Here is a 21,444-nt window from a genome sequence, read left to right on the forward strand (position 1 = left end):
GTGAGTGAGTGAGTGAGTGAGTGAGTGAGTGAGTGAGTGAGTGAGTGAGTGAGTGAGTGAGTGAGTGAGTGAGTGAGTGAGTGAGTGAGTGAGTGCTCATATACTAATCTTCCCTTCTGTTTTGTTGGCTTTTAATTAGATTAGTTTGATAAAGACATTATACAAATATAGTATACTTCATAAAAAGAAAGTATTGAACTTGCATAAATGTCACCCTGGTATGCCTTAAGTAATACTCAATCAAGGTAATATAAGCAATTAAATTCCATACAGGAAGGCAATAAACTTAATGAAAAGTGATTTTAAGGTTCCAGGCTATACAAACAATATAGCCAGAGAAAACATTGTTATGAAGGCGTTAATTGCAGCACTTCAAGATGCGGGTGGAAAGCTAGATAAAAAAGAAGCACGTAACCAACTTCCTAAGTTCGACACACGAATCCATGATGATGTTTTATGGTATGAAAAGCCTGCGCCGAAGCGGGGTGGAACTTATATTCCGTTTACGTTTACTATTTCTTGGGCTGCGCGACATTTAGCATTGGCCGGATACTTAATCGATGAACGCATGAAACCATATGTATTGACAGACAAAGGCTTGAAAACGGATGTCAGCAAACTGAATGGAGAAAGGGTCCGTCGAATTTCACAACCTTTACTGGATGAAATTCAGGTCGAGAAGAAGAAAAACAAGGAATCTATCCAAAAAATTGAAAAGAAAGAGTTAAAAGAAAGCAATGATTCAACCGCTGAATTACCTGATGAAACAGAGACTTGGAAAGATCAGCTAAAGGCACAGTTAGGTATCATGGATCCATACAGGTTTGAAAAATTTAGTCGACGTTTGATTAAAGAGATGGGAGCTGAAATAGATGATAGTCTCGGTATTCAAAAATCCCGTGATGGTGGAATAGACGGATATGCATACTTTAAGAATGAGGTTTTCAGAACTATTAGGGTAGCTATTCAATCTAAACGTTACAATCATCAGGTAGGGGATAGAGCCGTTCGAGACTTTCGAGGGGCAATTCAGAATGGAACCGAGTACGGCATTTTACTTGCCACTAACTATTTTACAGATGCTGCTAAGAGAGAAGCCAAGGATCCGTCGAAGAGTACGCCGATTACCTTATTAGATATAGAGGATATTGTCGATTTAGTTGAACGATATCAACTCTTTTTAAAAAGAGTTGAAACGTATGAATTGGGCTCTTTCTACTTTGAATAGAAACAGCAATCTAAAGATAGAGCGTTGAACCGTCTACACAAAATGCAATATGAGGCTTGCTCTGTACACATTAAACATTGAAAAAGGAAGTATGCCACTAATGAGATTCTTTGAAGAAGTAGCTCAAATATTTGGAACTGGTTTAACCAATCCAACACGTGATGTCTATGCCGACTTACCCAATTCTAAGTACAAACTCTGGATGCCATGGCTCGATGGTCAACAACATGGTAAATGGCTAAACGAGTGGGATCCAAAATTAGAGGAGATTCAAGAAACAAACACTGAAGCTTTACTTGATTCGAAAGCTGAACTGAAAATTTCAGATGAAGAAATGCGCTTAGTGTGGGGAAATTTTATCGATGGTCCTAAATTTCTTGGGGTTTTTCAGTATCAGAAAGAAAAAAGCAGGCAAGGAGTTAGAATTTACAAAAGAGTTTAAGGATTAATATATGGGATTGGTAAGACTATTACCTTAAAGGGGAATGGTCTTTTTTTCGGGAATTTCAAAAACAAATTCATTAATTTCTTTATAGGATGGTCAATACTTAATTATTTTCAGATGCGAACCTTGGTTACAACATCATCGCAACTGATATACTGTAGCTTAGGGTGAGCGTAAGCTTGTAAATCGAAGGAGAATAAGATGAGTGACAATTTAAATCAACAGCTATTTAGTGCAGCCGATCATTTACGAGGCAAGATGGCTGCAAATTCATACAAAGATTATTTGCTTGGATTGATTTTCTATAAGTACCTTTCTGACAGGCAGCTTGAGAACGTGATTATTCTTGATGGTCAGTCACTCGATAAATATAACACGCCGGAAAAGCAAACCAAATATTATCGAACGTTGCTAGCTAGTTCGGATGGTAAGTACGTGGTTGCTGGACTGGAGGATTCACTTGGCTACTCGATTCAGCCTGACTATCTCTTCAACGTCATGGTTGACACGGCTAAGCAAAATACTTTTCAACTGGCAACACTCAATAAAGCTTTTATTAACCTGACTACACATTATGATCAGTTTAATGGCCTATTTGATGATATTGACTTAACATCTAAGCGACTCGGTGCTGATGATCAGCAACGCAATATCTCAATTAGTGAAGTTATTAAGAAACTCGATGTAATTGATGTTCTTGGTCACGAGGGTGATGTCATTGGGGATGCTTACGAATACCTGATTGGTGAATTTGCTTCTGAAGCTGGTCAAAAAGCTGGTGAATATTATACGCCACACATGGTTTCGCGAATGATGGCAAAGATTGCTACTTTGGGGCAGACCGATCGACAAAGCTTTTCAGTTTATGACCCAACGATGGGATCAGGGAGTTTGATGTTGAACGTTCGCGATAATTTGAAGGATCCCGATCATGTGCAGTATCACGGACAGGAATTAAATACAACGACGTATAATTTGGCACGGATGAATTTGATTCTGCACGGTGTTGACCTCGATGAAATGCACTTGCGTAACGGGGATACTCTGAACAAGGATTGGCCAACCGATGAACCTTACACATTTGACGCTGTTTTAATGAACCCGCCATATTCGGCAAAATGGTCATCAGACAAAACGTTTTTAGATGATCCACGTTTCAATAATTATGGTCGATTAGCTCCTAAGGGTAAAGCAGATTTTGCCTTTCTTTTGCATGGCTTCTATCACTTAAAGGATTCTGGTACGATGGCAATCGTCTTACCGCATGGGGTTTTGTTCCGTGGTGCGGCAGAAGGTACAATTCGCGAGAAATTATTGCGTGATGGCAGTATTGATGCAGTGATTGGGATGCCATCAAATTTGTTCTTTGGAACATCAATTCCAACGACTGTTATCATTCTAAAGAAGAATCGTGCCAGCCGTGATGTTTTGTTTATTGATGCCAGTAAAGACTTCGAGAAGGCCAAGAATCAGAATCGGCTAACTGAAGAAAACATCAATAAGATTTTTAATGCGTATAAGGATCGCAAGGACATTGACAAATTTGCTCATGTTGCGCCATTCAGCGAACTTGAGGAAAATGAGTTCAATATGAACATTCCTCGCTATGTTGATACTTTTGAAGAAGAACCACCTGTTGATGCCGCTAAAGTGCAAACTGAGCTTATTGATATCAATAAGAAATTGGCAGAAAATGCCTCGGAACTATTAGCGATGCTTGATGATCTTAACGTTCAAGATGAATCCAGTCGTGCGTTGATTGAAGCAACTAAGGAGGCGTTAAAATGAAAACGCCGACAAAAAGAGTGCCAGAATTGCGGTTTAAAGGCTTTGATGGAGATTGGGAACAGCGTAAGCTTGGAAAACTAATCACTGAACACAATGAGTTGGTAACTGGCTATCAGTTTCCTATCGCAACTTCGGCAAGAACAGGTTTGTTTTTTCAAACAGAGTACTTTGACAATGGTCGAACTGACATTAACGATGGAGTGACATTTCATGTTGTTCCCCAAAATTTTGTAACTTACCGTTACATGTCGGATGACTCGATTTTTCATTTTAACAAGAATACATTTGATACGTCAGTTCAAGTGAGTCGTGAGTACCCTGTATTCACAAATAATGATAAATCGAACCTCGATTTTCTTGTTATGAATCTCAATTTTTCTGGAAGCTTTTTGAGATTTTCAAAAATGCAAAAAAAAAGGTGGTACGCGTACTAGACTCTACTATAAGGTTTTGCAACAGTATAGAATTTCAGTGCCGGAAGTTGATGAACAAGATAAAATTTCTACGTTTATGAACAAAATTAATCAAATTATCGCTCTTCATGAGAGGAGGTTGGGGCAACTTAACAATTTAAAGCAAGCGTTTTTACAAAAATTATACGTATAGGCAAACTGGTCGACACAAATATACGTGCCGACCAGTTTTAATTAGTAGTTAAACGAGTTGAGACATTTCGCGCATGATTCGCTCTCCATCTTTAGACTCTAATTCTTGAATAATATGCAGATATGTTGATTGCGTGGTCGCCATGTTTGCATGGCCGAGACGTCTAGCAACGCTTGCTACTGATACACCGGCAAATAGCAATAGCGACGCATGAGTGTGCCTCAAGCCATGGATACTCAAGACAGGAACCTCGGCGCTCTCACAAAGTACTTTTAGATGTCGATTGATTGATGCATTGAACACTCGGCCATGAACGAAGATTGGTTGATCCTTTGGTAGGCCGTGAAGCAGCTGAGAAAATTGCATCGTAATTTGCCAATCGAGTTGAATTTGACGTACAGACGATGGATTTTTGGTTGGCTGGAAGCTGCCATCTGTGTGTCGATAATCCCAACTATATTTCACAGATAGTGTCTGATTAGTAAAATCAAAACACTCAGGTGTAATCGCCAACGCCTCTGAAAAACGTAAACCTGTTTTTAAGATTAGTAAAAGAAACCAATCCCAGTTAAGTGACGTTTCCAGATTCATCACGTGAATCAGCTTTTGAACATCGAATTGGCTAAGAAACTTCACTTTCTTAGGTGCTGGTCTTTTTCCCGTGATAACAGCCTTTCTCGTTGGATTTTGCTTAATTTCACCTTCTTCAAAGGCATCAACAATACAGCTCTTCAGCTGATGATGAAAATCCATTGTAGTTTGGCGCTCGTGATCTTGAGCATACTCGTTTATCAACTGTTGGTAACTTTGCCTGGTCAGATCGCATAGCTGTAGTTTTGGTGCAAGACGAATTAGCCAAGCAAGTGTGACGTAATACTTATTCAGTGTAATGGGTCGAACAGAGTTAACTTTATATAATTCGACCCAATCCTCGAAGTAGTGGTAGAACAGTTGTGTTGATTTCTTTCTTGTCATAAAAGAACCTCCTTGATAATATATGGCAAATTTGTGCCATATATTATTATCAAGGAGGCTTTTGATTTTATACAAAAAGTTTTTGTAAATATGCTTGTTTTAGTTCGCAGAAGCTGTCTAACTTGTGCTCATTGACAGCGATAAGCGAAGTTATTCTATCTAACAAATTAACAATCTCTGTTTGTTCATTTAAATCCTCTGACCAAATTATTTTCCCCTTTAAAACGTCTGTATCACGTACTTTCATATCGTTCTTAGCCCCCTTATTAACTAGAGGCCTGAGATAGTTATTTACTGTACTATTAATCTCAAAATAAAAATTAATTAGCTCTGGAATTGAATTATCTTTAACTTGATATACGGCATACAAAGTAGAAACAATGCCAGTTTTACCACGATTCGCTTTTATTATTCCGTAGGGATTGTTTTTCAATGGACTCTTGGTATAAACGATACCACCTTGTTGAAGGACATGATAATTTTCTAAATTTTTTCCTGCAAATGATCTTCCTTGAAACATGATTTGATTAACAACACCGTATTCACCCGAAACAGATAAAACATCCTTACGAGTAAACAAATTGTCAGAATTTCTTTTTAATGAAACTGTCAAAATATCCTCCAACTTACGCTGCACCCAATTATCAGTAAATCCAGCGAATCTAAGACGTGGTGTTTTATCACCGTTTTTCGGAAACAGTTGCTGAAGGTATGCTTTTTTGAGCTCTTTCAAGAGTTCAAGCTTACGCTCATGAAGAGCGATAGTGTTGTCCAGCTTCGATAAAAGCCGTCCAATCATTGTCTGCTCTTGTCTATTTGCTGGCAAAACCACTTCAGATTCTAGAAGATTTTTTTTAGTGATTCCCTTAATTGAGGTACCTTGGGTATTGTCTGATAAGTGCCTGAGAATACGATAGACAGCATACAGTAGGAAGTTCTGCTCAGCCTTTAGCCCAACCAAAGAAACAAAATCTTGACTAGTAGAATAATCAGTCTTGGGTATTACAACCTTTCCAACACCCACCCTAGTTACGATGGCCATACTGTATGCTGGAACTCTTTTAGCTGCAGATTTCGAAATTGCTTTCTCTGTAATGTATTTATTCACCCGATACGAATGTAAATCGTCTAAGGTTAAGTCGGAACTTTGAATCCAAGGAAGAGTTCCTTTCCAGTAATCCAATATAGTAGTGTTTGGAGTGCCACCACCTAGACTAGAAGTTATACAATTTTCAAGCTTACGCTGTTCCCAAGTTACAATAGCCTGAAATTTACCTAACCTTCCCATGATATAATGAATGCATTAGATTAACACAGGGAGCGAAGTACATGGCATTAAATTCAGAGGCAGATGTTGAAAAAAAGCTGATAGATATTCTGGGTAGTGGTCAGAATCAGTGGAATTTTCGCTCGGATTTACATACTGAGGCAGATTTATGGGCAAATTTACGAGCTAAAATCGTACAAAACAATCAAGATGAGTTAAATGATCATGAGCTGACTAATAGTGAGTTTAGTCGAATTCAACAAAAATTACTTAGCCTGACAACGACACCGTTTGCTGCTGCAAAATGGCTCAAAGGGGAAAATGGAATCGCACGTATCACCATCGAACGTGATGACACGAGTCTGGGCTCATTATCCGTGATGTTGTTTTCTAACCAAGATATTGGTGGTGGACGTTCATCATACGAAGTCGTGCATCAGATCGCCAAGGCGGGCAACGATGAAGCGGCACATGATCGGCGTTTTGATGTCACACTTTTGATTAACGGTCTACCAATCGTACAAATTGAGCTTAAACAAGTACTGGCTAAAGACGGTATCTATCAAGCATTCAATCAAATCGTGAAGTATAGCGAAGAGGGCATGTTTTCTGGCAACATCTTTTCAACACTTCAACTATTCGTGATTTCTAACGAGCCAACAACCCGATATTTTGCCAACGCACAGCCGAAGAATATGGATCGTAAGTATTTATTTAGCTGGCGTACTAAAGATGGTATTAAAGTCGATAACCTTTATGAATTTGCGCGGCAGGTTCTAAATATTCCAGATGCGCATCGGTTAATCGCTGATTACACTATAGTGAGCGAAGATCAATCCACTAAGTCTTTGATGGTGCTCCATCCGTATCAAATTCATGCGATTCGCGCTTTGTATGAAGCGGCAAGTCATCACAAATCTGGCTATGTTTGGCATGCCACAGGATCGGGTAAGACGCTTACAGCCTTCGTGACAACTAAGTTACTTGCTCGTAAACCAGGGATTGATCGCACTATAATGATGATTGATCGTAAGGACTTGGACGATCAGACAAATGATGAATTCACGCGATTTGCTTCGGAGTTTAATACGGGTCTCTCGACTGGAAATACGCGCAAAAATGCTTTAGTCGTTGGAACTGGCAGTTCTAGAGAACTTGCTAAGACATTACTTTCAGATGATAATTCAAATGTGATTATTATCACGACACGTCAAAAGCTTGATGCCGCGCTAAAAAAAGCGCGGCATCAAGATGATGAGAAAGGGACACATCGTTACCAGAAGCTACTGGGGTCGCACATCGTATTTATTGTGGATGAGTGTCATCGTGCGTTGAGCCCAGAGAACATGGAAGATATTAAACAATTTTTCCCGAATTCAACGTGGTTTGGCTTTACAGGTACGCCAATCTTCGAAGAAAACAAACGTGAAGCTCAGGGTACACTGGCACGGACCACACATGACCAATATGGTGAACGATTACACACCTACACGATTAAGAACGCGTTGGACGACGCATCGGTGCTTGGTTTTCAGGTAGAACATGAAGACACCATTGATCAGGACTCACTGACGAATCATATTTTCCAGCAAATGCAAGGTATGCCAAAGTACCTAGCACTTTCCGACGAGCAATTGTCTAAACAAGTTGATACGCTTTCACAAATTGAACGTGAGAAATATATTGATAATTCGGTGTATGAAAGCGATGAACATATTCAGAAAGTGATACGGAAAATCCTAGCTCCAAATAATGCCTATGTTAAATTTGATTTTGCAAATGGCCGGCCACAGAAATCCGCAATTCTCACAACTAGCTCAATCTCCATGGCAAAGCGATATTATAAAGCAATTAAAGACATGACGCATGATTCTGATTGGATGGCGAAGACGTTTTCTGACCATCCGTTGCATACCGGCCGTGAAATTGAAGATCCGGATTTTCCTCGGATTGCAATCACCTATTCAATGGACGAAAATCCTGACTCAGCTACAGTTAAGCAAGATGAGATGAAAGCTATTCTTGATGATTACAATGCCTATTACCATACTAGTTGGGGGTTAGATACAATTCAACGCTACAATGGTGACATTAATAATCGTCTATCACGGAAGCAGGCGATATTCAGAGAGCCAGGAAAGCAAGTGGACCTTGTTATTGTGGTTGATCGCCTATTAACTGGTTTTGATGCGCCACAAGTGCAGACTTTGTTTGTTGATCGGATGTTAGAGTATGCTCAGCTAATTCAGGCTTTCTCCCGTACGAATAGAACTTTTCCAGGTAAGTCTAAGGGTTTAATTGTGACCTTCCGTCGTCCGGCCACCATGGCTGCGAATGTTGAGGCAGCAACACGCTTATATTCGGAGAGCAAAGAAGAATCAGGATTGATCTATGACGATTATCAAACAGCAAAGGTTAAGCATATGCGCGCATATGCCGCGTTCTCACTATTTTGTCAGACAAACCCTGAAATCGATGAGCATTCAGATATTGAAAAGCGTTTGGAATATACGAAAGACTATCAGGCAATGGCAAAGTCATATGCTGCATTGGTTACCTACGATGAATACAATAAGGAATTGGAGGAGACCGACCAGTCAACGTTGCTTCCAAATCTTATAGAAGAAGAGGCCGGCGTGTACAATACTATCAAAGGCTCCATTGTCAATGAGGGACCAGATGTCCCAACTGAAGTTGCGGATATCAACTTCTACGATGATAATGCGGTTAACAATTACAACATTGACTCTGCGTTCATCGATCGTTTGTTGGGAATTTATGCAGCAAACAACAAGGACACTCGTAACCAGATTGAAGAAGCGCTTAAAAAGATGAATAAACCAGAGAATGTGCGGAATGTTTATCGAAAGATTTTGAATGATATTGATAGAGGAAAAATTAGTCCAGAAGATGATGTGTTTGTGATTAAGCGACGTTACTTTGATGGTGCAGCAGATCTTGCCATTGATGAATTTTCTAAGGAGTGGTGTATTCCAAACTCAGAATTGCATAGCTCAGTAATTCAATATTACGGTGGTGCTAAAGATGTTCCCGGCTTATCAGATCTGAACCGAAGTATGGATGTTAATCAGTATCAGATTGAACATCCAGGAGCGAGCTTGTTCAGAGCACGCGCACAAATGAAAGTTGCTTGGCAGGCGTTGCTGGATGATGTGATTCTTCCGTATCGTGAAGAATTGCGATAGCGAATGACTAAAACCAACCGAATCAAAAGCAGTTAGTGTTCGAGTGCATTTCTGAATACTAGCTGTTTTTATTGGTATTATATTCGTAACTGCCCAGTAACTTGACCATCTATGAAAAGCCTGTGATTGTCGATAAAATGCAACCGTGCGTTTGTGACTCATTTCGCAATAAATACTAAATTTCGTTTGAATTTTTAAGCTATGTAAATTGAAAAAAGTCAACCTCGACGGTACAATAGTACCATTAGTGGAACACGGAGGAAAATTTATATGGTCACTAAAAGAATGGAATTCTATAGGCTAAATGCTTTCGATACTCGACAAAGTAATGTGCAAAGTTCAACGCAGTATTTTTTGACTGACAGAGAGAAGCAATCGATGTTGCATCAATTGTTTGACTCGGGTGTTTTAGAATATTCCGGTTTGATTTCCTCTAAGAATCGTAACGTTGCTTTCGAGTTTTTGAGAAATGCAAATGAGTTTGTTCAAGAGGGAACAAATCAGATTATCTTCGGCAAACTTTCTCAAAAGAGGGACGTTAATGATTTTCAATGGGATGATATTAATACAGGCTTATCTGAGGAAGTAAGTAGCCCTGAAGGGAAAGAATTCGCGTCAAAGTCTTATTTTTTACTTGATACAAGTGATTTCACCCTTAGTTATTGTCGCGGTGCCATGGCACCAACTGTTCTTGCTTTCAGAGATATGATTTCAAATTTGACGAACATAAATGAGTATCAGCAAAATGGGTTTAGAAGAGAGTTTGGAGAAATAGACCTGCTTTCAATTCCTGATGGTTTTGAATTGTTGAAACACAAAAAAGATTTTGGGCTTATAACTTATTCAATCGAAGTTCCTGCAAAAACGCCCAGAAATCTGACCGGTTTAGGCTTGTCGCAGCAACGAAAACTAAAAAATCAGGGACGGACGACTATTGATGTTAAGGTACGTATGGAAAAAAGAAAAAAATCAATGTTTTCTTCGATTGACGATCTAAAAGAATATATCGATGATTTGACAACCGATGATCACATGAAGGATATTCGTATTAATGCTCGAGATAGTGAGGCTGAAAAGTTTGAAACGATCTCTTTGCAAAATAATCCATATATCCAACATGTAGAGTTTGATTTTGATGAAGATCATGATACGGTTCGGGATTATGAAAATCGCTTGGCTGATGCGATGATACAAAATTATTTGACACACAAAGACGAAATTAATCGATATTTAGGCAATAACGATTAATGATTTAACTGAGGTGATCTATGAAAAAGAGATTACTGTATTATCTGTCAGTAAATAAGTGGCTAGTTTTATTCTTTTTCATTGGAATAGTCGCTTCAAGTATACTAGGGTATTGGTTCTTCTCATATTGCTCAATTCTTGAAGCAGAAAAAATATCGAAGAGCGTACTGACAATGAGTACCATACTGACAGGCTTTTCCTATACGACACTTGGTGTTATGGTTAATTTTTTATCAAACAAAACAATTAAAGAAGATCAAAAGGGTGGTTATTTAGATGAATATTTTAATGCAAGTTATTTGTCACTGGCTTTTTTTTCGATAAATATCCCTGTAGGATTTTTGATCATTTTAGACGTGATTTCTAGGTTAGAAACAATACTGGTTTTTCTACAAATCTTCTTCTTTGTCATTGGGTTATCTGTCTTTATGTATTTGATTGTCTGCTATATGTTGTTAATTCAATATGTACGACATAATGGATGAAACCTTTTAATTGGTCCTTATACAAAAATAAATTCGCTTTTTTAGATACAATCAAAGCTGTTACAAAATTCGGTTGTTCTAAAAAAGCATTTTTATTTTGGATCATTTACCCAACCTTTACATCCGTTTACTAACGTTATCTCTGTAAGGCAGAGAAAGAGAGGAACAATTGGATGAAACTGGGTAAACGTTTGGGTGTACGGGCGGTGACGCTGAGTTTATTGGGGGGCATTAGCGGGGTGCAGTAGCAACGGCGTCGAATAAGTGGTCGACGGTGGTGAATACGGCCAATAAGGAAGGCACCGTGAATTCGGTAGGAACCCCGGATGCTTTTGCTATCAACTGGATTGGTTCGTGGAACGATATTAAGGCGAAGTAAGGTGTCTTACATAAAGATACGGACATGTCGACTACTCCACAATACTTTAAGTCTACATACTAAATAAGACTCAAAATCAAAAATTGGTTTTGAGTCTTATTATTAGTTTGGATATGTGTCTTGAGTTTCCGTTAGAATTAAAAGTGAGAATAAAATCAATCTAGTACTGCACCAATTCCTTCTTTCTCAGCTGCCTTAACAATCCGGTCCGCCACAATCACGTCCAGCGCTGCAGTCCCAACGGTCTTAAACACAGTGATCTGATCTTCTTCGGTCCGTCCGTCAATTCGTCCATTAATAACCTGCCCAAGTTCGCCATTAAACTTGTCCTTGTCGATAATGCCACGCTTTAGCGGCTGAATCATGTCACCGGCTTCGGCTAAAACGCCGTCCATTGTGTCGAAGATGATACGGTCGGCTTTAACCAGTGCCTCCGCTGGCAGCTCGGCCATTTCTGGCGTGTAGGCACCGACGCCATTGATATGTGCGCCGGGTTTAACTAGTGAGCCATTGAATGTCGGTCGTCTAGAGGTAGTGACAGTGGTAATGATATCAACAAAAGGTACAACATCATCGGCGAAATCAACAACCTGAAATTTTGTTTTAAATGTATAACCAAACTTAGCTTTGGCTTCGTCACAGAAATCTTGTGCGCGTTTCTTATCAAGATCTGAAACATAGACAATAGTTAGATGACGTACTGTTAACATTGCTTCTAGTTGAGCCATCCCTTGGCCGCCCGTTCCGATAAGGAGGGCGGCTTTTGCGTTCTTTTTGGCCAACAGGTCTGTTGCGGCACCTTGAACGGCACCAGTTCTTAATTGGGTCAGGTAAGTGCCATCCAGAATAGCATTCACGATGCCTGTTTTGGCATCTAGAGTCACCATTGTTGCAGGAACACTAGGCAGATGTTTGGCAATGTTATCAGGATAAACAGAGACTAACTTGATACCGAGAGCCGGGGATGCACCACTCATGTATCCCGGCATGTATAGGCTCTGTCCGTTATGTTCCGGAATATCGATGTTAGTTCGCAACGGAATGTCAGCACGACCGGAAGAATACAAGCTGAGTGCTTCTTTGTCGGCTTTAATGGCGTCGCTCATTGTAAATGTTTGTTGAATATCTTTTGCGGATAAATAACGCATGTTTTACGCCTCCTTACTAGCAGTGTTGTCAGACTTGGATTTGTTGCCCAAGTATAATGAAACCGCTGAGTACAGCAGAACAGCAATCACAATCCATTGAATAATTGATGTGTTCAAACTCTTGACTAGGAAGACGGCGACTAACACACCGACGATTCCAAAGACTGAGAACATAGTGATTTTTCTCGAGTAGTCGTTTAGTTTGATGAATTGCATGCTACCGATTGAAACGGAGAAGGTACAACCACCCATCATAATTGGAAAGGCTGCAACGGGATTCATGCCCATTGCGTAAACTGTAGCCATGGTAAGCGCGTAGGAGCCAATCCCGATGTTGTTTAAAGCTCCATAGATAAACATAAGCAGACCAGTTAACCATAGTTTCCAGCCATATAGTTCTGTAGCTGTTCCGTTTGATGGAATGAGTCCCATTTTACCAGCTACAATAAGTGCAGTGGCGACTAGCAAACCAACAATAACGAAATTGCGAATTACGCGTTCTGGTAATTTGACGACGAATCGCGGTCCAAGGTAAGCACCGATAACCTGACAAATAATGGCAACGAGCAAGGTCTTGATACCAACTGTAATATTTGTGATGTAGGCCAGCGACATGACAAACACGGGAATAACACATTGTGTGTTCAAAGTCCCAGGCAGTTTCTTCATAGAAACCCACTTAGCCTTTGGATAAAGAGCTGTCGATATCGCAAAGTCGGATATTCCAAATGTTGACAGGAAGTAAATCACGGCCTGAGCGATTGGCGTCCAGACTGAGCTCGCCGGTTCACTCATGATTTCATCTCGGTGACGGAGTAAATCACGAACTAAAACAAAAATGAATAACAGATTAATTAAAACAATTGCACTGATTAAAGCAACTCGCATAACGATCTCCTCAATTCTTATCGAAGTAGATGTCACGCACTCCTTCCAAATCAGGTCCAAAAACTTTTTCTGCCTCATCATGTAATAATGAAAGAGTACGTAAATCATAAGCATCATGTAACACGTATTCTTGAGCGAGAAAGATCATTGAACTATTTTTTGTCCAAATTACACCTGTGTTAGCGGAGTCTGCTGGTAATTTTCCGTAAACGACTTCCTGTCCATCGCTGACAACATTTACCCAGCGACCACCGTAGTCCAATACCTTATCAGCTTCAAAAAAATGTTTATAGAAACGTCTAAAAGGTAAATCGTAGCGGTGATGATTACTAAATAATATTACAACGAATTCATGAAGCCGACTTTCTGCGTCTGCCAACGCTTGAGTGATTTCAGGCGTTAAGTCCTCAGAATAGATTTGCACGTACAAACTGTGAGTAGCGTGTTGAATTTGGTATTGAATTTTTTCAAACACCTGATCATAGGCATCTAATGCCCACACAGAACCATAATCAGTAACGGTTCCCAAACCAGATAGAGAATTCTCCAAGTTTGAAATATTATGTTCACTCTCAGTTTTAAAACGTGCAACTAGTTCGTCTACTGGAATTGCAGTATATACAGGTGTGTCATCTTTCGATTCAAGAATAAATTTTTTGTCTTCAAGTGAAGACAGTACATTGTATATTTTTGAACGAGCGATACCAGAGTTTTTACTAATTTTGTAACCTGTTGATGCGTCCATCTGTAAGAGGGTTACATACGCTTTGGCTTCACTTTCTGTGAGCCCGAAACGCGTCAATAATTCTGTTTTTTGATCCATGTTTTCCTCATTTTTAGTAGTAGCTACCATCGGGTACTACTATAATTCCATTTTTTTATTTTGTCTACAGTTTGTGATTCTTTTAGCTAATATTGTTTGATTTGCATACTAGAATATTATGCTTCGAATACACACTTAAAGAAAGGGCTTAGATATATGCAGCATATATGTTAACTTTGTATGCTTTCACAAACGCAAAAGACCACCTCTTAACTGTGCAGATGCTCGCAGTCATGAGGTGGCCAAATTATAATGATATTGTTAAAGACAAAAGATTTTATTAAATGAACGCTATTTAAGACTAGCGAGCAGTTTTCTAAAGACTAGGGATTGTCAAAAGTCTCAACAGCTTCTACTGCTGACATTGAATTATGAGGACTTTTAGTTTGATAATTACGCCGTGCCTCTGGTTCTGTCTCGCCAGTGACAACTTCCATGCCATGGCGAGTGACAACCAGCTGTTTGCCAAATTTACGGATCGTGCCAGTTGGAAAACGTTCTGGATTTTTACGGAAGACCTGACGAACATAGTCGTCAGCTTTTCGCCATCGGCTAGCTGCCTCACTAGATGACATGATGTCACTATCGTTAAGATTAATCATAAGTTACTCCTGAAGAGTGATAAAAGTTATTGTATTGGGTGGAAATTACTTAAGTAGAATCATTGTAGCTTTCTATGTTTAAGAGAATATAAAAAATAAAGAAGATTTTGTGACATTATATGTATCCGGCCCGCTCTGTTTATGAGGGGGCCTTTCAATAGTTGCTGTCCGAATCAGTCATGATTATTGTCCTTTGTTATTGCTTTGGCGAGTTGACCAGCTAATGTCCATACACCAATGATTGAGGCGGTTAAACTCACCATAATCAAAATAGCGGCGATAAAAGGTACTGAAACGAATGTGAAAGTTGTCAGAGCAAACGTTAACGGTGCCAACAAGATAATTGTAATAAGTGTTTGAATGCTAATTTTTTTAATATTCATATTTACCAATAATTGTGTTTTGATTTTTGTGTTTTCCATATTTTCACCTTTAGGTTAGTTTTCCTTTAGTGTCATTTGATTGCCGCAATTTTCGCATTCGATAGTACGTGTGCCGGCAATTTTCTTAAAAACGATGTCATTACATTCTGTGCATTTCAGTGTTTCGTCGATTGATTTCATCATTTTGATCTCCTTTATTTCCGTTGTGACTAAGAATTTATTCTGCATGACCGCAATTTGCGCAAATATGTTGCCCATTGCTTGAAGTTCTTGTGAAAACAATGTCGCCACAATTGCTACACTTTAGCGTTTCATCGATTGATTTCATGTTTATCACCTCCAATGTTTATTTCAAATAACAAAAAGAGCGCCCTAAAATTAGTAACAAGAGTTACTAATTAGGACGCTCATCAACGCGGTACCACCTAAATTCAGAGATTAGTCTGCACTTAAAATCCTCCGTAACGAGGGGGAGACACGTTTTCGGTTCAAGGTATTTCGTCAGTATGCCCTGCGTGATTTTCACCAACCATCACTTCTCTAAACCCTGAGGCAAACTTTCTACTGTCTGACACGAAAATGATTTGTTATTTGTTGTCATGAATACTATCATCGTTTTTTAATAAAAGCAACCCCGAGTTTAATAAAAATTGTAAAAAATCTCATAAACGGCTATTTTTAAGAAAAATAGTTTAGCACAAAACGACTGTCACATGGCGAACGCTGATATAACCGTGTTTAAAACGCTTTCTAAAAGTACATAAACTTAAACGCCAAGCTCATTAAAACATAATGCCGTAAACTGTTGACGAAATCCTTATGAATACCGTATTGTAGGCGTTGTAAACGTTTTAAATAAACAAAACTTTTTAATCGTCCAAAGTAGATATATATTCTTTTTAAAGCGAGCTAATGGCTGGTGTGAATTAGCAAAGGTGATATATCGAATTACACTCGATTTCTTTGAAAAGTACGGTTTGGTCCCGTTACAGATCAATGAGTGACACGAAAGTGTAATTCGGGTGGTACCGCGGTTAATCGTCCCTAGGATATATTATCTTAGGGACTTTTTGTTTTGTAAAAAAGAGGAGGAATGAACGTGAACATTATTGAAGAACTAACCTGGCGTGATGCAATCAATCAACAAACTGATGCAGAAGGCTTAAAGAAACTAGTATCGGATCATAAAATTGCTTTGTATTGTGGTGTGGATCCCACTGGTGACAGTATGCATATTGGTCATTTGATTCCGTTTATGATGATGAAACGGTTCGAACTAGCAGGTCACCACCCATACATTTTAATTGGTGGCGCTACTGGGAGCATTGGTGACCCAAGTGGACGAAAAACAGAGCGTCAACTTCAGACGATGGAACAAGTTAACCACAATGTGGAGGCGCTGGGTGCACAAATGAAGCGCTTGTTCGGTGGCGATGCAAACGTAACGATGGTGAATAACTATGAGTGGTTATCGAAGATTTCGTTATTGGATTTCCTTCGTGACTACGGGAAAGTCGTTAACGTAAACACGATGTTGGCCAAAGACATTGTGGCTAGCCGCTTGGAAGTAGGAATTTCATACACTGAATTTACGTATCAAATTCTCCAGTCAATTGACTTTATGACGTTGCATCGTGAACACAATATTCAGTTACAAATTGGTGGTGCTGATCAATGGGGAAACATCACTTCTGGGATTGATATGATCCATAAAATTATGGGCTCTGATGAAGAAGTATATGGACTCACTATCCCATTGATGTTAAAGGCTGATGGTACTAAGTTTGGTAAAACAGCTGGTGGCGCTATATGGCTCGATCCGAAGAAAACATCACCATATGAGTTCTATCAATTCTGGTTGAACCAGGACGATCGTGACGTGGTTAAATACCTGAAGTTCTTTACTTTCCTAAGCAAAGATGAAATTGATCAACTTGCTAAAGAAGTGAAAGAAAACCCGGCTGGACGCCATGCTCAAAAACGTCTTGCGGAAGAAGTAACCCGGTTCGTTCACAGTCAAGAGGCCTTGGATCAGGCAGAAAAGATCTCTGATATCCTCTTTTCTGGCAACGTCAAGGAATTGAGCGTAGCTGAAGTTCAAGAAGCTTTTGAAAAGGTACCCCATGTTGAAATGAGCTCGGATTCAGTCAATATTATTGATGTATTGACAGAGACTGGAATTGAACCTTCACGTAGACAGGCTCGAGAAGATGTATCGGCTGGAGCCATTTACGTTAATGGTGAAAAAGTAGATGAAATTGATGCAGTAGTTGATCCATCTACTAACTTCTCTGGAAAATTTGTAATTTTCCGTCGTGGGAAGCGTAATTATTTCCTGGCTAAAGCTAAAAATTAGAAAAAATATCATAAATCGAATATACGTTCCCGTAAAGGCTTGGCAATTATTTTTAAATTAAATTGGCAGGCCTTTTTCATTTTTAAGTCCACTTTACGATACCCGATAAAGGGCTAGAATGCTCAATTCGTAAAATAGAAATGCCGCCGTTAAAGGGCTCATTGAATTCTCACTTGTGAAAACGCCTTCAAAAGACCCTTTACAGGGACGTTTGAGCTGGAATATATTATTTGCGATGAAACACGCGTGCTTCAAAAATATATCGAAAGAAGCTATTTAACGATGGATGGACTTAAACCAGCACCAAAAGATCTGGACCTTAATGCACTCTTCATTGGTGACAAGGCAGAAAACGGGCAATTATATAAAGACTTACTGAACGAATTGGTTGATGAACATTTAGGATGGCGTAAAAATTATATTCCTCAAGACAAGGGCATGATCAGCCCAGAACAACAGTCTCAACCAAATTTCAAAGCAACAGTTAACAGAATGAAAGATGTTTTGGATGAACTGTCCCAGCGGATTCGGACTGAATCAGTGCCATGGCATTCAGCTGGTCGTTACTGGGGTCACATGAATTCGGAAACGTTAATGCCTTCTATCCTTGCGTACAACTATGCAATGTTATGGAACGGAAACAACGTGGCTTATGAATCATCCCCTGCAACTTCACAAATGGAAGAAGAAGTTGGTCATGATTTGGCTGAATTAATGGGCTACAAGAATGGTTGGGGCCACATTGTCGCCGATGGTTCTTTAGCAAACTTGGAAGGTCTCTGGTATGCACGGAATATCAAGTCATTACCTTTGGCAATGAAAGAGATCACACCGGAATTAGTTGCTGGCAAGTCAGATTGGGAACTATTAAACCTGCCAACTAGTGAAATTATGGACTTGCTTGAAAAAGCTGGTACTAAACTTGACGAAATTAAGAGTAAATCTGCTCGTGGTGGCGAACATTTACGCGAACTGGGTAAGTGGTTAGTGCCACAAACCAAGCATTATTCATGGTTAAAGGCCGCTGATATTATCGGTATTGGTTTGGATCAAGTTGTACCCGTACCAGTTGACGATAATTACCGGATGGACATTAACGCGCTTGAAGATATTATCAACAAATTGACAGCAGACAAAACACCTATTCTTGGGGTTGTCGGCGTTGCCGGTTCAACTGAAGAAGGTGCCGTCGACAATATTGACAAGATTGTAGAATTACGGAAGAAATTCGCAGCTAAAGGCGTTTACTTCTACTTGCATGTTGATGCTGCTTACGGTGGTTATGCTCGTGCCATTTTCCTTGATGAAGATAACAAATTTATCCCATACGAGGACCTAAAAGATGTCCATGAAAAGTATGGTGTCTTCACAGAAAAGAAAGATTATATCAAACGTGATGTATACGAAGCCTACAAGGCATTTGACGAGGCTGAATCAATCACTATCGATCCACATAAAATGGGTTACGTACCATACGCCGCTGGTGGGATTGCCATCAAGGATATTCGGATGCGCGACACGATTTCTTACTTTGCTACCTACGTTTTCGAAAAAGGTGCAGACATCCCTGCGTTATTAGGTGCTTATATTCTTGAAGGATCTAAAGCCGGAGCAACTGCTGCCGCTGTTTGGGCTGCTCACCGCGTATTACCATTAAATGTTTCTGGTTACGGTAAGTTAATTGGTGCCTCAATGGAAGGTGCTAACCGTTATTACAATTTTTTGAGCAATCTTGAATTCAAAGTTGGCGAACACACAATTGAAGTTCATCCGTTGACTAATCCAGACTTCAACATGGTTGATTACGTGCTGACTGAAAAAGGGAACCACAGTCTAAAAGACATTAACGACTTAAACCACAAGATGTATGAGGAAGCTTCTTACGTTAAGGGCAGTCTTTATGGGAAAGAATACATTGTTTCGCATACTGACTTTACTCAATCTGACTATGGCGACAGTCCGTTGAACTTTGTGAAGAGTCTTGGTGTGTCTGAAGAAGACTGGAACGATGTCAAGAAGGTAACGATTATCCGTGCCTCTGTCATGACGCCATACATGAATAAAGCCGAAAACTTCAATTACTTCACACCAAAAATAAAACTAGCCATGCAACACGATCTTGAAGCCATTTTTGAAAAATAGTCTCTGAGATTTAACGTGCAAATAAAATCTAAAGGAGAACTAGAAAAATGGAGAAGCAGGCTACAAAGATAGGTCTGACGACATTCATCGGGATGACAATGGCTTTGTGTGCAACTGTTCGGAGCATTCCTTCTGTTGCGGCCACTGGATGGACACAAATCACTTACATGATATTCGCGGTTGTCTTTTTTGCCCTACCAGTTGCGTTAATTTCCGGTGAATTAGGCACGATGATGCAAGAAGAAGGTGGCCCACAGCTTTGGGTCAAAACAGGCCTTGGTGAGAAATGGGGCTTCACGACAGCATGGTTATTGTGGGTTCAAATGTTCCCCGGCATGGTTATGGTGGCCTCAACTATTGGACCACTATGGGGAAACACTATCGGTAACGTCAGTTTAGGCAATAATCACTGGTTTATTCTTGCTAATATTTTGATTTTTTATTGGATTATCACGTTCTTGAACTTGAAGTTTGATATGGCTAAGGTCGGTGGGAATATCGGTGTTTGGCTTGGTGTCTATATTCCTATCGTGATCATGTTGATCATGGGAATTGCCGCCATGATCAAGACGGGAATCAACCCGGCTGGTTACTTGGGCACATTCAGTTGGCACAAGTTATTACCTAGTTTGGCTAATATTCAAACGTTGCAATACTTCGCTGCAATTTCGTTTATTTATACTGGGATTGAAATCTCATCAGTCTTTATTCCACGTCTTCACAACGCCGCAAAAACATACACACGTGGGATTTTCATCGCTTTGATCGGATTAGTTTTGATGAATATTCTGAACGGTATTTTGGTGGCAAACGTTGTTCCTAACGGGAAAATTGAACTGTCTAACATTACACAGCCAATTGTACTTTGGAGCAAAATTCTGGGTTGGCCAAGTATCATCGCCAACATTTTCAGTTTCATGGTTGTTATTGGGGTTTTAATTCAATTATCTGCTTGGGTAACAGGACCTTCAAAGACCATGACTCAGGTTGCGCGGGAAGGTCAATTACCAGCTTCATTTGGCTATCACAAGGTCAACAAATATGATGTTTCGAAAAATGTCGTTTTAACACAAAGCATTATGATTTCACTGTTTGCATTGTTATATGGGGTAATGAAGAACGTTAACGGGGTTTTCTTAACGTTGACGAATGCGACCACAGTTATTTACGCATTAGTGTACATTCTGATTGCATTGTCGATTATCCGTTTGAGAAAAATACAACCCGATGCATCGCGACCATATCGTCTCGGTCAGCACGGTAACTTTATTGCATATATGTGGGCATATCTTCTGATCTTTGGGATTGCCGTTATCATTGTTGCCACGTTGATTGCAAGCGATTTGGTTCAGGCAATTTTCGTTGTGCTCATCACGGTTGCGTTATTCATCGCACCACTCATTATTTACAGTCATAAAAACGACTCTTGGCTAGAACAAGTACAAAAAGATTTAAAGGAAACGAAGTAATTTGTT

Annotated in this window: 18 protein-coding genes and 1 other annotated feature; of the genes, 11 read left to right on the plus strand and 7 right to left on the minus strand. The window is 39.6% G+C overall.

Annotation, left to right across the window (positions count from 1 at the left end; all coding sequences use genetic code 11):
* Positions 1 to 289 precede the first annotated feature (289 nt).
* The 5 genes from G400_RS15875 (at position 290) to G400_RS16685 (ending at position 4,067) form a co-directional block, all read left to right on the plus strand.
* Entirely contained in the window at positions 290 to 1,228 is a 939-nt protein-coding gene (locus G400_RS15875; protein ID WP_027827228.1) for a restriction endonuclease, read from the plus strand.
* A gap of 100 nt (positions 1,229 to 1,328) precedes the next feature.
* The gene (locus G400_RS0111755; protein ID WP_017260621.1) at positions 1,329 to 1,670 is read left to right on the plus strand and encodes a hypothetical protein; all 342 of its coding nucleotides are present in this window, start codon (positions 1,329 to 1,331) and stop codon (positions 1,668 to 1,670) included.
* Between the two features lie 204 nt (positions 1,671 to 1,874).
* Entirely contained in the window at positions 1,875 to 3,461 is a 1,587-nt protein-coding gene (locus tag G400_RS0111760; RefSeq protein WP_017260620.1) for a type I restriction-modification system subunit M, read from the plus strand.
* Entirely contained in the window at positions 3,458 to 3,895 is a 438-nt protein-coding gene (locus tag G400_RS15280) for a hypothetical protein (RefSeq protein WP_026017025.1), read from the plus strand. Before G400_RS0111760 ends, G400_RS15280 begins: the two co-directional genes overlap by 4 nt.
* 16 nt (positions 3,896 to 3,911) lie before the next feature.
* Positions 3,912 to 4,067 (plus strand): restriction endonuclease subunit S domain-containing protein, encoded by a 156-nt coding sequence (locus tag G400_RS16685; RefSeq protein WP_081495775.1) that lies wholly within the window; start codon positions 3,912 to 3,914, stop codon positions 4,065 to 4,067.
* A gap of 48 nt (positions 4,068 to 4,115) precedes the next feature.
* On the opposite strand, the gene G400_RS0111770 is transcribed toward G400_RS16685, so the two are convergent.
* Both G400_RS0111770 and G400_RS0111775 read right to left on the minus strand, forming a co-directional pair.
* Positions 4,116 to 5,042, minus strand: coding sequence for a site-specific integrase (locus tag G400_RS0111770; protein WP_017260619.1), 927 nt, complete (start codon positions 5,040 to 5,042; stop codon positions 4,116 to 4,118).
* Between the two features lie 67 nt (positions 5,043 to 5,109).
* On the minus strand, positions 5,110 to 6,330 hold the full coding sequence (locus G400_RS0111775; protein WP_017260618.1) for a restriction endonuclease subunit S: 1,221 nt from the start codon (positions 6,328 to 6,330) through the stop codon (positions 5,110 to 5,112).
* 41 nt (positions 6,331 to 6,371) lie between these two features.
* On the opposite strand from G400_RS0111775, the gene G400_RS0111780 reads away from it, so the two are divergent.
* The 3 genes from G400_RS0111780 (at position 6,372) to G400_RS0111790 (ending at position 11,248) form a co-directional block, all read left to right on the plus strand.
* Entirely contained in the window at positions 6,372 to 9,515 is a 3,144-nt protein-coding gene (locus tag G400_RS0111780) for a type I restriction endonuclease subunit R (protein WP_017260617.1), read from the plus strand.
* A 270-nt stretch (positions 9,516 to 9,785) separates the two neighbouring features.
* Complete coding sequence (locus G400_RS0111785; protein WP_017260616.1) at positions 9,786 to 10,763, plus strand: hypothetical protein; 978 nt, start codon at positions 9,786 to 9,788, stop codon at positions 10,761 to 10,763.
* Positions 10,764 to 10,783: 20 nt separating this feature from the next.
* A complete protein-coding gene (locus tag G400_RS0111790; protein ID WP_017260615.1) occupies positions 10,784 to 11,248 on the plus strand; it encodes a hypothetical protein in 465 nt (154 codons plus the stop codon).
* Positions 11,249 to 11,782: 534 nt separating this feature from the next.
* On the opposite strand, the gene G400_RS0111795 is transcribed toward G400_RS0111790, so the two are convergent.
* The 5 genes from G400_RS0111795 to G400_RS0111815 form a co-directional block, all read right to left on the minus strand.
* On the minus strand, positions 11,783 to 12,775 hold the full coding sequence (locus tag G400_RS0111795) for an ornithine cyclodeaminase family protein (RefSeq protein ID WP_017260614.1): 993 nt from the start codon (positions 12,773 to 12,775) through the stop codon (positions 11,783 to 11,785).
* 3 nt (positions 12,776 to 12,778) lie between these two features.
* Positions 12,779 to 13,663 carry a sulfite exporter TauE/SafE family protein gene (locus G400_RS0111800; RefSeq protein ID WP_017260613.1) on the minus strand — a complete coding sequence of 295 codons (885 nt, stop codon included), beginning with the start codon at positions 13,661 to 13,663 and terminating at the stop codon, positions 12,779 to 12,781.
* Positions 13,664 to 13,673: 10 nt separating this feature from the next.
* A complete protein-coding gene (locus tag G400_RS0111805; RefSeq protein WP_017260612.1) occupies positions 13,674 to 14,486 on the minus strand; it encodes a TrmB family transcriptional regulator in 813 nt (270 codons plus the stop codon).
* 323 nt (positions 14,487 to 14,809) lie between these two features.
* Complete coding sequence (locus G400_RS15285) at positions 14,810 to 15,088, minus strand: helix-turn-helix domain-containing protein (protein ID WP_017260611.1); 279 nt, start codon at positions 15,086 to 15,088, stop codon at positions 14,810 to 14,812.
* A gap of 173 nt (positions 15,089 to 15,261) precedes the next feature.
* Entirely contained in the window at positions 15,262 to 15,510 is a 249-nt protein-coding gene (locus G400_RS0111815; protein WP_017260610.1) for a hypothetical protein, read from the minus strand.
* An 821-nt stretch (positions 15,511 to 16,331) separates the two neighbouring features.
* Positions 16,332 to 16,520, plus strand: a binding site (T-box leader).
* 50 nt (positions 16,521 to 16,570) lie between these two features.
* Between G400_RS0111815 and tyrS the strand changes: the two genes are divergently transcribed.
* The 3 genes from tyrS to tyrP all read left to right on the plus strand — a co-directional run bounded on the left by tyrS (position 16,571) and on the right by tyrP (position 21,438).
* Entirely contained in the window at positions 16,571 to 17,827 is a 1,257-nt protein-coding gene (gene tyrS / locus G400_RS0111825) for a tyrosine--tRNA ligase (protein WP_017260608.1), read from the plus strand.
* A gap of 282 nt (positions 17,828 to 18,109) precedes the next feature.
* Positions 18,110 to 19,969, plus strand: coding sequence for a tyrosine decarboxylase (gene tdc / locus G400_RS0111830; protein WP_017260607.1), 1,860 nt, complete (start codon positions 18,110 to 18,112; stop codon positions 19,967 to 19,969).
* A gap of 47 nt (positions 19,970 to 20,016) precedes the next feature.
* Entirely contained in the window at positions 20,017 to 21,438 is a 1,422-nt protein-coding gene (tyrP, locus tag G400_RS0111835; protein ID WP_017260606.1) for a tyrosine-tyramine antiporter, read from the plus strand.
* The last annotated feature ends 6 nt before the right edge of the window (positions 21,439 to 21,444 follow it).

It is taken from the genome of Furfurilactobacillus rossiae DSM 15814 (assembly GCF_000428925.1).
GTDB lineage: Bacteria > Bacillota > Bacilli > Lactobacillales > Lactobacillaceae > Furfurilactobacillus > Furfurilactobacillus rossiae.

Bases quoted from the DNA above. Each gene is read 5' to 3' on its own strand.
- G400_RS15875 (WP_027827228.1), top strand. From the start codon at position 290: ATGAAAAGTGATTTTAAGGTTCCAGGCTATACAAACAATATAGCCAGA.
- G400_RS0111755 (WP_017260621.1), top strand. From the start codon at position 1,329: ATGAGATTCTTTGAAGAAGTAGCTCAAATATTTGGAACTGGTTTAACC.
- G400_RS0111760 (WP_017260620.1), top strand. From the start codon at position 1,875: ATGAGTGACAATTTAAATCAACAGCTATTTAGTGCAGCCGATCATTTA.
- G400_RS15280 (WP_026017025.1), top strand. From the start codon at position 3,458: ATGAAAACGCCGACAAAAAGAGTGCCAGAATTGCGGTTTAAAGGCTTT.
- G400_RS0111770 (WP_017260619.1), bottom strand. From the start codon at position 5,042: ATGACAAGAAAGAAATCAACACAACTGTTCTACCACTACTTCGAGGAT.
- G400_RS0111775 (WP_017260618.1), bottom strand. From the start codon at position 6,330: ATGGGAAGGTTAGGTAAATTTCAGGCTATTGTAACTTGGGAACAGCGT.
- G400_RS0111780 (WP_017260617.1), top strand. From the start codon at position 6,372: ATGGCATTAAATTCAGAGGCAGATGTTGAAAAAAAGCTGATAGATATT.
- G400_RS0111785 (WP_017260616.1), top strand. From the start codon at position 9,786: ATGGTCACTAAAAGAATGGAATTCTATAGGCTAAATGCTTTCGATACT.
- G400_RS0111790 (WP_017260615.1), top strand. From the start codon at position 10,784: ATGAAAAAGAGATTACTGTATTATCTGTCAGTAAATAAGTGGCTAGTT.
- G400_RS0111795 (WP_017260614.1), bottom strand. From the start codon at position 12,775: ATGCGTTATTTATCCGCAAAAGATATTCAACAAACATTTACAATGAGC.
- G400_RS0111800 (WP_017260613.1), bottom strand. From the start codon at position 13,663: ATGCGAGTTGCTTTAATCAGTGCAATTGTTTTAATTAATCTGTTATTC.
- G400_RS0111805 (WP_017260612.1), bottom strand. From the start codon at position 14,486: ATGGATCAAAAAACAGAATTATTGACGCGTTTCGGGCTCACAGAAAGT.
- G400_RS15285 (WP_017260611.1), bottom strand. From the start codon at position 15,088: ATGATTAATCTTAACGATAGTGACATCATGTCATCTAGTGAGGCAGCT.
- G400_RS0111815 (WP_017260610.1), bottom strand. From the start codon at position 15,510: ATGGAAAACACAAAAATCAAAACACAATTATTGGTAAATATGAATATT.
- tdc (WP_017260607.1), top strand. From the start codon at position 18,110: ATGGATGGACTTAAACCAGCACCAAAAGATCTGGACCTTAATGCACTC.
- tyrP (WP_017260606.1), top strand. From the start codon at position 20,017: ATGGAGAAGCAGGCTACAAAGATAGGTCTGACGACATTCATCGGGATG.